General features: G+C 63.9%; 12 protein-coding genes. 7 read left to right on the top strand and 5 right to left on the bottom strand.

The window, feature by feature from the left end:
* From AC1D1P_RS07095 to AC1D1P_RS07085, 3 genes are all read left to right on the top strand, one after another.
* Positions 1–1,088: magnesium transporter CorA family protein (locus AC1D1P_RS07095; RefSeq protein WP_477672510.1), on the top strand; the 1,088-nt coding region annotated here is incomplete at its 5' end.
* 48 nt (positions 1,089–1,136) lie between these two features.
* On the top strand, positions 1,137–1,895 hold the full coding sequence (locus AC1D1P_RS07090) for a DUF72 domain-containing protein (RefSeq protein ID WP_477672509.1): 759 nt from the start codon (positions 1,137–1,139) through the stop codon (positions 1,893–1,895).
* A gap of 40 nt (positions 1,896–1,935) precedes the next feature.
* Positions 1,936–2,496: a DUF1003 domain-containing protein gene (locus tag AC1D1P_RS07085; protein WP_477670231.1), complete on the top strand. Its 561-nt coding sequence runs from the start codon at positions 1,936–1,938 to the stop codon at positions 2,494–2,496.
* Between the two features lie 4 nt (positions 2,497–2,500).
* Here the strand turns inward: AC1D1P_RS07085 and AC1D1P_RS07080 are convergent, their stop codons facing one another.
* From AC1D1P_RS07080 to AC1D1P_RS07065, 4 genes are all read right to left on the bottom strand, one after another.
* On the bottom strand, positions 2,501–3,163 hold the full coding sequence (locus tag AC1D1P_RS07080) for a glutathione S-transferase family protein (RefSeq protein ID WP_477670232.1): 663 nt from the start codon (positions 3,161–3,163) through the stop codon (positions 2,501–2,503).
* Positions 3,164–3,295: 132 nt separating this feature from the next.
* Positions 3,296–4,144 carry an amidohydrolase family protein gene (locus AC1D1P_RS07075; protein WP_477672511.1) on the bottom strand — a complete coding sequence of 283 codons (849 nt, stop codon included), beginning with the start codon at positions 4,142–4,144 and terminating at the stop codon, positions 3,296–3,298.
* A gap of 68 nt (positions 4,145–4,212) precedes the next feature.
* Positions 4,213–4,902, bottom strand: coding sequence for a dienelactone hydrolase family protein (locus tag AC1D1P_RS07070; protein WP_477670233.1), 690 nt, complete (start codon positions 4,900–4,902; stop codon positions 4,213–4,215).
* 71 nt (positions 4,903–4,973) lie between these two features.
* Positions 4,974–5,582, bottom strand: a complete 609-nt coding sequence (locus tag AC1D1P_RS07065; RefSeq protein WP_477670234.1) for a DsbA family protein — start codon at positions 5,580–5,582, stop codon at positions 4,974–4,976.
* A gap of 94 nt (positions 5,583–5,676) precedes the next feature.
* Between AC1D1P_RS07065 and AC1D1P_RS07060 the strand changes: the two genes are divergently transcribed.
* The 4 genes from AC1D1P_RS07060 (at position 5,677) to creC (ending at position 9,307) form a co-directional block, all read left to right on the top strand.
* Positions 5,677–6,423 carry an SDR family oxidoreductase gene (locus AC1D1P_RS07060; protein ID WP_477670235.1) on the top strand — a complete coding sequence of 249 codons (747 nt, stop codon included), beginning with the start codon at positions 5,677–5,679 and terminating at the stop codon, positions 6,421–6,423.
* 151 nt (positions 6,424–6,574) lie between these two features.
* Positions 6,575–7,207: a MarC family protein gene (locus AC1D1P_RS07055; RefSeq protein ID WP_457281681.1), complete on the top strand. Its 633-nt coding sequence runs from the start codon at positions 6,575–6,577 to the stop codon at positions 7,205–7,207.
* The gene (creB, locus tag AC1D1P_RS07050) at positions 7,207–7,908 is read left to right on the top strand and encodes a two-component system response regulator CreB (protein WP_477670236.1); all 702 of its coding nucleotides are present in this window, start codon (positions 7,207–7,209) and stop codon (positions 7,906–7,908) included. Before AC1D1P_RS07055 ends, creB begins: the two co-directional genes overlap by 1 nt.
* Position 7,909: 1 nt before the next feature.
* Positions 7,910–9,307 carry a two-component system sensor histidine kinase CreC gene (gene creC / locus AC1D1P_RS07045; protein WP_477670237.1) on the top strand — a complete coding sequence of 466 codons (1,398 nt, stop codon included), beginning with the start codon at positions 7,910–7,912 and terminating at the stop codon, positions 9,305–9,307.
* Between the two features lie 14 nt (positions 9,308–9,321).
* Here creC and AC1D1P_RS07040 read toward each other — a convergent pair.
* A partial coding sequence (locus AC1D1P_RS07040; RefSeq protein ID WP_477672508.1) for an inner membrane CreD family protein occupies positions 9,322–9,904 on the bottom strand: 583 nt, incomplete at its 5' end.

The raw sequence follows: 9,904 nt of genomic DNA, 5'->3' as shown, positions 1-9,904 counted from the left end.
CCCAGGGCATCATCGAGACAGACACCCTGCCGGCCCAGTTGCCGGCGCAGGGTTTTGTCTGGATTGCCTGCGCCCGCCGCGAGTTCGAGGTGATGCAGGCGCAGGTCCAGGCGGCGCTGCAAACGCTGTGCGGCACCCAGCTGGTCGACCTGCATGTGGCCGACCTGCTGAACAACCAGCTCCCTTCGCACTACGACTACACCTCGCAGTACGACATCCTGGTGTTCCGCCGCCTGGCGGCCGGGCAAAGCGAAACCGACCTCAGCCAGCCCGGCGAACCGCTGCACGAGCGCATGAAACGCAGCGGCCCGCCGGTCCTCAAGCGCATCGACACCAGCCCGGTCGGTTTTGCCGTGTTTGACAAGGTGGTGCTGACGGTGCACCCTGCCGACTGCGCGGTGCGCGATGCCTACGCGGCCCGCCTGCTCAACGCCACCACGGCGGAGTCGCGCTCCAGCGGCGTCAAGCTGCCCGCCAGCCCCGCCGACCTGATGCTGCGCATCGTCAACCAGATGGTCGACGGCTACCTCGAGCTGCGGCGCGAGCTCACGCGCCAGCTCGACCACTGGCAGTCCGAACTGCTGCGGCCCGGCACGCGCTTTACCAACTGGAGCTCGGTGCTCGATGCGCGGCTGGCCATGCACCACCTCGATGAAATCTGCGAAGACCAGCGGGCCGCTCTGCAGGACTGGATCGATTCGATTGAAACCTGGCCCGAAGGCGGCACACCCGCCGCAGTGCGCGAACGCGAGCTGCTCAAGATCCGCTCACGCGACGTGCTCGAACACATCGAGCGTGTGGTGCACCATGTGCGCCGCATGGAGCAAAGCGCCGAAACCGCGGTGCAAATGCATTTCTCGGCGCAAAGCAACCGCACCAACGACATCATGCGCACGCTGACAGCGCTCACCGCCATCTTCCTGCCGCTGAACCTGATCACCGGGTTCTTCGGCATGAACTTCGAATTCATGCCCTTTCTTCACGCATCCACCGGTTTCTGGTGGACCTTCGGGTTCATGGTCCTGATCGTCGTGGTGGTCGCCACGGTGTTCTGGCGCAAGCAGTACCTGGCCAGGACGCGCCGCTGACACGGCGCCCGCAACGGTTCCCGAAAGCCACTGCCGCGATCTGCCGCCATGCAGCCTGAAACCCGGCCTCACAATCCTTGCGGCGTGAAGGTTGGCTGCGCAGGCTGGAGCCTGCCGCGCGACACCTGGCCCGAATTCCCGCCGGACGGCAGCCACCTTGAGCGCTATGCCGCCCGTTTCAATGCGGTCGAGATCAATTCTTCCTTCTACCGCCCGCACCAGCCGGCCACCTATGCGCGGTGGGCGGCCACGGTACCGGCGCATTTCCGCTTTTCCGTTAAACTGCCCAAAGCCATCACGCACGAACAACGGCTGCGCCGCTGCGATGCCCTGCTGGATACTTTCCTGGCACAGGTCCGCTGCCTGGGCGACAAACTCGGTTGCCTGCTGGTGCAGCTGCCGCCCAGCCTGGCTTTTGATCCAGCAACGGCCACAAGCTTCCTCACCGCACTGCGGCAACGCCATGCCGGCGGCGTTGCGCTGGAGCCGCGCCATGTCAGCTGGTTCACACCAGCGGCCGACGGCTTGCTCAAGGCCATGAAGGTGGCCCGCGTCCTGGCCGACCCGGTTCTGTTTGACACAGCCGCCCAGCCGGGTGGACATCCCGGCCTGGTCTATGTGCGGCTGCATGGGTCGCCGAAGATGTACTACTCGGCCTATGCACCCGATGTGCTGGATACGCTTGCCGTCCGGCTTGAGCTTGCGGCGGCGTCCGACGCCGGCGTCTGGTGCATCTTTGACAATACGGCCAACGGCGCTGCAGTGCCCGACGCGCTTCTCCTCACCGGCAAGCTGGCACGAAGCTGACCTGCAGGAGTGGGTAGCAGCACCCCGAAAAGGATGTCCCATGAGCAATCAAGCCGGCAAGAAGGCGCTGAACGGCCATACAACCTGCGCCGATGACCTGACGCGCGAAAATGTCGAAGCCATGCGGCGCGTGGAAGAAACGGCACTGGCCAACCGCAGCCGGGCTGACCGCATCGCCGCCTTTGTCGCCGGCTTTTGCGGCTCCATGCCTTTTGTCTGGATGCACGTGGCTGCGTTTGCGTTCTGGATCAGCTTCAATTCATGGCCGGGGCTGGCGCATTTCGACCCCTACCCCTTCACCTTCCTCACATTGATGGTGTCACTGGAAGCCATCTTCCTCTCGTCTTTTATCCTGATCAGCCAGAACTATGAATTGCGCATCAGTGACCGGCGCAACCAGCTTGACCTGCAGATCAACCTGCTGACCGAGCAGGAAAACACCAAGATGATCCAGATCCTGGAGCGCATCGCCAAAAAGGTAGGCGCCAACATCGAGGGCGACCCGGACATTCCCATCCTCAAGGAAAACACCGACCCCGAAAAGCTGGTCGCCCAGATCGAGCAGGCGCAGCGCGACAACCCATCTGCGGCGAAAGCTTAGAGACTCAGACCCAAGGCTGGGCCAGCCCTTCGGCGTGGAAGGCTTTGATCACGGCAGGCCGCGCCAGCGCACGCTGCAGGTAGGGGCCGAGGTGGGGCCGGTTGCGTGCCGGCGACGACGCAAAGTTGCGCGTCCAGCGGCACAGCGTCAGCGCATAGATATCCACGGCCGAATACGCCGCACCCAACAGCCAGGGTTGGTCATGGATTTTCTCCAGCCTTGCCAGCTCCGCGTCCAGCTGGTCCAGCATCAGGCCGACTTTGGCTTCGGCGTGCGACTTCAACTCGGCTACGCCGGGGTCGTTGCCAGGGTTCATCCAGCGGTCGGTGTAGAAATAAATGATCAGCGCCGACTGCATGGTGTTGGTCAACCAGATCAACCATTTGTAGAAATGCGCGCGTTCGGTGGTGCCGACGGCTGGGGCCAGACCGGCCTCGGGATGCGTATCGCACAGGTGCAGGCAGATCGCGGCGGTTTCATACAGCACCAGGTCACCGTCGACCAGCGTCGGGATCAGGCCATTGGGGTTGAGCTTGCGGTAAGCCTCCGACCGGTGCGCGCCGGTGCTGGTGTCGACGAGGACTTTTTCGAACGGCACGCCCAGTTCCTGGAGCAGGATGTGGGGCGCCATGGCGGCGGAACTGGGAGAGAAGTGCAGAAAGTACATCTGAATATTGTGCCCCACGCTTCTCCCCGCATCTGCAAGCAAGGTGCCGCGGGACTGGCTTTGCCAGACCGCAGGCGCCRCCCCCTCGAGGGGGAACAGGCTACACGCAGTGAGCCTGGACGGGGGTGGGTTTTACAGACCGAAGATACCGGCCGCATTGCYCCAGGCGATCTTGCGGGCCACRTCGGCTGGCAAATCRCCCARCCAGSTGCGGTAGCCCTTCATGAGTTCGTCGTAATACAACCAGCGCTGGTTGACCCAGGTGTCGGAACCGATCATGAAGCGGCCTGGGTACTTGAGCAGCAGCGTGCGCCACTCCGCACACAGCTTTCCGCCTTCGCAGGTCAGGCCGGGGCGATAGGACAGCTCACCCATCAACTGCGGGTATTTGCCCAGCAGCGCATCAACACGTGCCACCGGTGCGCCGCCTATGCCGGTGTGCGCCCAGATGAGCCGCGCATCCGGTGCGTGGGCCATCAACAAGTCGATCGCCGTGTCGTCTACGTGCGAGAGCACGGCCAGCTTGTTCTTCGCAGCGAACTGTATGAGCTTTTTGGCCACGGGTCCGCTGGCATTGGCGCTGTCGTACAAATGAAATTCACCGATGCCCTTGTAAGGCCCCGCCTGGTCGCCCGTGACGCCACGCGCAAACTCGGCTTCCACCATTTCGTAAATGGATTCGTCGCGAAACCAGTTGTCATAGTCAGCGCGGTTACGGTACAGGCGGATAAACGGGACCACGGTAACGCCGGCCTTGCGCGTTTCCGGCATGGCAGCCAGCGACTTCGTGCCGTCGTTGGGCCGGGAGTTGGCGACGATGGCTTTGACGCCGTTGCGCTTCATGCGCGCAAGAACATCAGCTGGCGAGTGTGGACCGCTGTTTCCGTTCCAGGCCTCTTCGTTGTAATGCAGGTGCGTGTCAAACAACGGACCGGCGTAGTCGGCCGCTCGGGCAGTCGCCGAAAACGCTATCAAAATAATAGCTGCTCGCGCACATCCGCAAAGGGCTGCAACCCGAAAAGGCTTGAATCCGGAGACAGGGCGCACGGTCAGGCCAGTTTGGCGGCAAGGAACGCCAGCGAACGTTCGCGTGCCAGCTTCGCCGCCGCTTCGTTGTAGGAGCCGCGCTGGTCGCAGTTGAAGCCGTGGTTGGCCTGGTACACATGCACCTCGACTTCCGGGTGCGCCTTGCGGAAGGCTTCAACGCCTTCCATCGGGATCCAGTGGTCCTGGTCACCGAAATGGGCCATGACCGGACATTTCGGCTGGCGCGCGATTTCCTCCTCGGCCGTGATGCCGCCGCCGTAGTAGGGAACGGCTGCGGACAAGCCCTTGAGCAGGCAGGCCGCACGCCAGGTCAAGAGACCGCCCCAGCAAAACCCGATGATGCCGACCTTGCCGCCACCGGCCCTGGCCGCGTGGTCAATCGCCGCCTGGATGTCTTGCAGCACACCGGCGCCCGGCAGCGCGCTGACAGCGGTTTTCAGCTCGAAGCCGATCTTCATGTCCGCCTCGCTGTAACCCATGTCGACGCCAGGCTTGACACGCTCGAACGTGGCGGGCGCCACTGCCAGGTAGCCTTCCGCCGCAAAGCGGTCCGTCACGCCGCGGATGTGCGAGTTGACGCCGAAAATTTCCTGCACAACAACGATGCCGCCGCGCGGCTTGCCTTCCGGTTTCGCCACATAAGCCGGCACGACGAAGCCGTCGGCGGCGGTGAGGTTGGTGAATTGGCCCATGAGATGGATGCTCCGTTGAATTGGTTGATCGGTGTGGATGAAGGGAAACTGGAGGGGAAACGGCCAGCGGTTTATGCCCCGGCCTTAAGCTTTCGCTCCACGAAATCGAGCCGGTCCTGCCCCCAGAACAGTTCGCCGTCGATGACATAACTGGGCGCACCGAACACGCCGGCGTCGATCGCCTGCTGGGTATTGGCTTCGTAGCGCTCCTGCACTGCCTGGCTGAAGGATTGCTCCAGCCGCCCGGCCGGCAAGCCGCATTCGGCGAGCAGTTCGGCCAGCACTTTTTCGTCGGCGATGTGGCGCTCGCGCACCCACACGGCGCTGAAGATCGCGCCGCCGATTTTCATCGCGGCTTCGCTGCCGTCATGCAGGTCCACGGCGATGATAAGGCGCGAGGCCTCATCACCCGACACCGGGAAATATTTGGGCTTGAGGTTCAGCGGCGCATGCAGGTAGTCTGAGTAGCGCTGCAATTCCAGCAGGCGGTAGGCCTGGCGCTGCGGCGCACGCTGCCCCAGCGGCAACCCGCCCGAGATGGGAAACACCTTGCCGCCCAGATCGATRGGCAGCACATTCACGGTAGCGCCCGCTGCGCGGGCGATCTGCGCAAAGCGTTCGTGGCCCAGATAAGTCCATGGGCTTTGCGGCGTAAAGTAATAATCCACAACGGTGCTCATGATCGTCTCCGGTTTTGGGGGCCTGTTCAAGTACATTGACCCGATGCAATCCCCGTTTTTACCCGGGATTGCCATTTTCTGCAGGAGGTCCGGTTTGTCAAAAGTTGTTTTGATCACAGGCGGCTCGCGCGGCATAGGCGCCGCATGCGCCCTGCTCGCGGCGCGCCAGGGTTGGGCGGTGGCCGTCAACTACACCAGCAACTCGCTGGCAGCCGACGAAGTGGTGCGGCAGATCCGCCAGGGCGGCGGCCAGGGCATCACGGTTCAGGCCGACGTGGCCGACGAGGCGCAGGTGCTGGCCATGTTTGAAAAAGTGGATGCCAAGCTCGGCCGGCTGGACGGCCTCGTCAACAATGCCGGCGTGGTGGACCGCACCAGCCGCGTTGACGCCATGACGCTGGAAAGGGTGCGGCGCATGTTCGAGATCAATGTGTTCGGCTCGTTCCTCTGCGCACGCGAAGCCGTCAAACGCATGAGCACGCGCTACGGCGGTGCGGGCGGCGCCATCGTCAACGTCTCGAGCGCCGCAGCGCGGCTGGGCGGGCCCGGCCAGTATGTGGACTACGCAGCCGCCAAGGGCGCCATCGACACCTTCACGGTCGGGCTGGCCAAGGAAGTGGCCACCGAAGGCATTCGTGTGAACGGCGTGCGCCCGGGCATCATCGACACCGACATTCACGCTTCGGGCGGCTTGCCCGACCGGGCCCGTGAACTGGCGCCGCTGGTGCCGATGCAGCGGCCGGGTACCGCTGGCGAAGTGGCGGAGTCGATTGTCTGGCTGCTCGGCGACAATGCGAGCTATACAACAGGTGCACTGCTCGACGTCGCCGGAGGGAGGTAGTGCCCCCACGCTTTTCGCTTCGCGTAATGCGCTGCCCCCCGAGGGGGCGCTGCGCCTGCGGCCCGGCGAAGCCGGTTCCGCGGCCCCGGCTGGAATGTGCTGGCTAGCCCGCTTTTGGGCTTGCCACTTGAATTGCCTCTAAGGAAAAACGATGGATTTCAAACCGCTTGTCACGCTGCTGGCCATCGTCAACCCGCTGGCCATCGTGCCGTTTTTTATCCACTACACGCAGGGCTTCTCCGACGAGCAGCGCCGCCGCACCATCCTGGTTGCAGCCTTTTCGGCTTTTGTCGTTATCGCCATCAGCGCGCTGTTGGGCCTGCAGATCCTCGACTTCTTCAGTATCTCGCTGGCGAGCTTCCAGGTCGGCGGCGGCATGCTGCTGCTGATCAGCTCGATGAACATGCTGAATGCGCAACCGGCCGAAGCCAAACCCCTGACCAATGAAATGGAAGACGGCGCCGAGAAGGCTGCGCGCGGCGCCAGCATCGCGGTGGTGCCGCTCACCATTCCGCTGCTGACCGGCCCGGCCACCATGTCGACCGTGGTGATTTACGCAGAGAAGGCCCAGACGGCCTTGCAGGTTGCCGCGCTGGTCGGCTACGGTGTGGTGATTGCGCTGGTGACTGCCATCAGCTTTTCGCTGGCCGAGCCGATTGCCCGCGTGCTGGGAAAAACCGGTATCAACGTCATGACACGTTTGATGGGTCTGATCCTGGCCGCGTTGGCGGTCGAGGTGATGGCCGGTGGTCTAGGAAAACTCTTCCCTATCCTGAGAAGCTGATGGCCGGCGCGCGCATTCTTCTTGTTGAAGACGACCCGGCGATTGCCCGGTCCATCATCTACACACTGGAGCGCGACGGCCTCACCGTGACACACAGCCTGCTGCTGGGCGATGCGCGCCGCCAGCTTGCGCTGCAGCTGCCCGACGCCGTGATCCTGGATGTCGGCTTGCCCGATGGCAGCGGTTTCGATCTGTGCCGCGAACTGCGCGCCGCCGGCAGCCTGCCGGTGCTGATGCTGAGCGCGCAGGGCGAGGAGATCGACCGTGTGCTCGGGCTGGAACTGGGCGCCGACGACTATGTGAGCAAACCCTTCAGTCCGCGCGAGTTGCTGGCGCGCGTGCGCAGCCTGCTCAGGCGCGCGCGCATGCCTGCCCCTGCAGCGGCGCCGGCTGGCGCCAGTCCTTTCGTGATTGACACCGCGGGCCAACGCGCAAACCTGCATGGCCTTCCACTCAACCTGACGCGCCGCGAATTCGGCCTGTTGGCCGAGCTGCTGCGTCACCGCGAACGCATCCGTTCGCGTGATGAGTTGCTCACTGCGGTCTGGGGCACGGATTCGGACAGCACAGACCGCACCGTAGACACCCACATCAAAACCCTGCGTGCGAAGCTGCAGGAAGCAGCGCCGGAGCATGACTACATCGTCACACACCGTGGCATGGGTTACTCCCTGGATATCAATCGCACCAAAGGCAGCTGACATGCGCCTGGGCATACGGCTGCTGTTCGGTTTTTTTCTGGTCACGGGCCTTGCTGCTTTTTTTGTGCTGCGTGTCTTCATGGCAGAGGTCAAGCCCAGCGTGCGGGAGGTCATGGAAGACATGATGGTGGACACCGCCAACATCCTCGCCGAACTGGCCAGCGACGACCTGTCGGCCGGCGCCATCGCCAACGGGCGCTTCGCCGGCCATGTGCGCAACTACGCGCAGCGGCCGATTGACGCGCAGATCTGGGGCCTGGCCAAGCAATCGCTGGACTTCCGGGTGTACGTGACCGACGCCGCCGGCAAGGTGGTGTTTGACTCGGAGAACGTGGCGACCGGCCAGGATTATTCGCGCTGGCGCGATGTGGCCCGCACGCTGCGCGGCGAGTACGGCGCGCGCGCCACCCGTGAAGTGCAGCAGGACGACCGCAGCTCCGTAATGTACGTCGCCGCGCCGGTGCAGCAGGACGGCAAAATCATCGGCGTGCTGACCGTCGCCAAGCCGATGGCCACCATCCAGGCCTTCATTGACCGGGCCGAACGGAAGATTTTCCTAAGCGGCCTGCTGTTGCTGGTGTTGTCGCTGGCCATCGGTGTGGCCGTGACGCTGTGGGTGGTGTGGAGCATTCGCAAGCTGCGCCGCTATGCCAACGCCGTCGGCCAGGGCGAGAAACCCGCGGTTCCGCAGATACCGGGCGAGCTTGGCGATCTGGCCATGGCAGTCGATGCCATGCGCCTGAAGCTGGAGGGCCACGAGTACATAGAAGATTACGTGCGCGCCCTGACCCATGAGCTCAAGAGCCCGCTCGCCGCGATCCGCAGCGCAGGCGAGCTCTTGCAGGACGAGCTTCCCGAACACGCGCGCCGCGAGTTTTCCGGGCAGGTACTGGCCCAGTCCGGCCGCATGCAGGCGCTGGTGGACCGCATGCTCGAGCTGACGAAGCTGGAGCAGCGCCATACAGAGGTAGAGCGCGAGCGCCTTGCGTGGGCCGGCTTCCTCCAGTCTTTTGAGCTGGAGACCGGCGCCGGCCGGACCCAGCATGCGATCAAAGTCGTAATCCGTCCGGAACATGCCGGCGTGCATGCGGAGCCCGGCTTGCTGGGCCTGGCGCTGAGCAACCTGCTGGAAAACGCGCGCTCGTTCGCACCCGAGGGCTCGGCGATCACCCTGGAAGCGGGGCCAGACTTCATCGCCGTGCAAGATGCCGGGCCCGGCGTGGCGGACTACGCCCTGCCCCGCCTGGGCGAGCGCTTTTTCTCGACCGTGCGGCCCGACGGACACACCAAAGGCTCGGGCCTGGGGCTGGCCATCGTGCGGCAGATCATGCTGCTGCACGGCGGGCGCATGGTGGTGCGCAACACGCAGCCCGGGTTGCGGGTCGAGCTGCATTTCTAACCGCGGCGCGCGCATCACGCGGCCACCTTTGCCGGTTCAGGTTTGACCGGTTCAGCCTGTTTGAACCGTGCGTACCAATCTACCTGCCGCGTCAGCATCATGATGGCCGCGAGCACGGCGAACAAGGCCACTGCACCCAGCAGCAAGGCTGTTTGCTCCATCCGCAGCAGCACAAACAGCATGCCGTACAGCGTGGCGATGCCCAGGCCAAACGGCAGGCCGCGCGACCAGCGGCCCAGCATGTGGCTGGCGTAATACGTCAGCAGAAGCACACAGGCGGCGGCGGCAATCGCATAAGCAGTTTCAAAGGGCATGTGCTCCGAAAGGCTCACAAGCAACAGGAAAAACATGCTCATGGCCGCACCCACCAGCAGGTACTGGATCGGGTGCACGCGCAGTGACTTCATGAACTCGAACAGCCCCACGGCCAAAAAAGTCAGGCCGATAAACAGCAGACCGTATTTGGTAGCCCGGTCGCTGAGCGCGTAGGTATTGGAAGGGTCGACAAAGGTCACGCTGAAGGCCTCCACGCAGGAGTTGGTGGCCGAGCCATCGCTGTAGGGCAGGCAAACGCTCTTGCGCTTGCCCGGGTCGGGC

It is taken from the genome of Polaromonas sp. P1_E1_2 (assembly GCF_056406035.1).
This window is presented reverse-complemented; position numbering and strand designations above follow the sequence as displayed.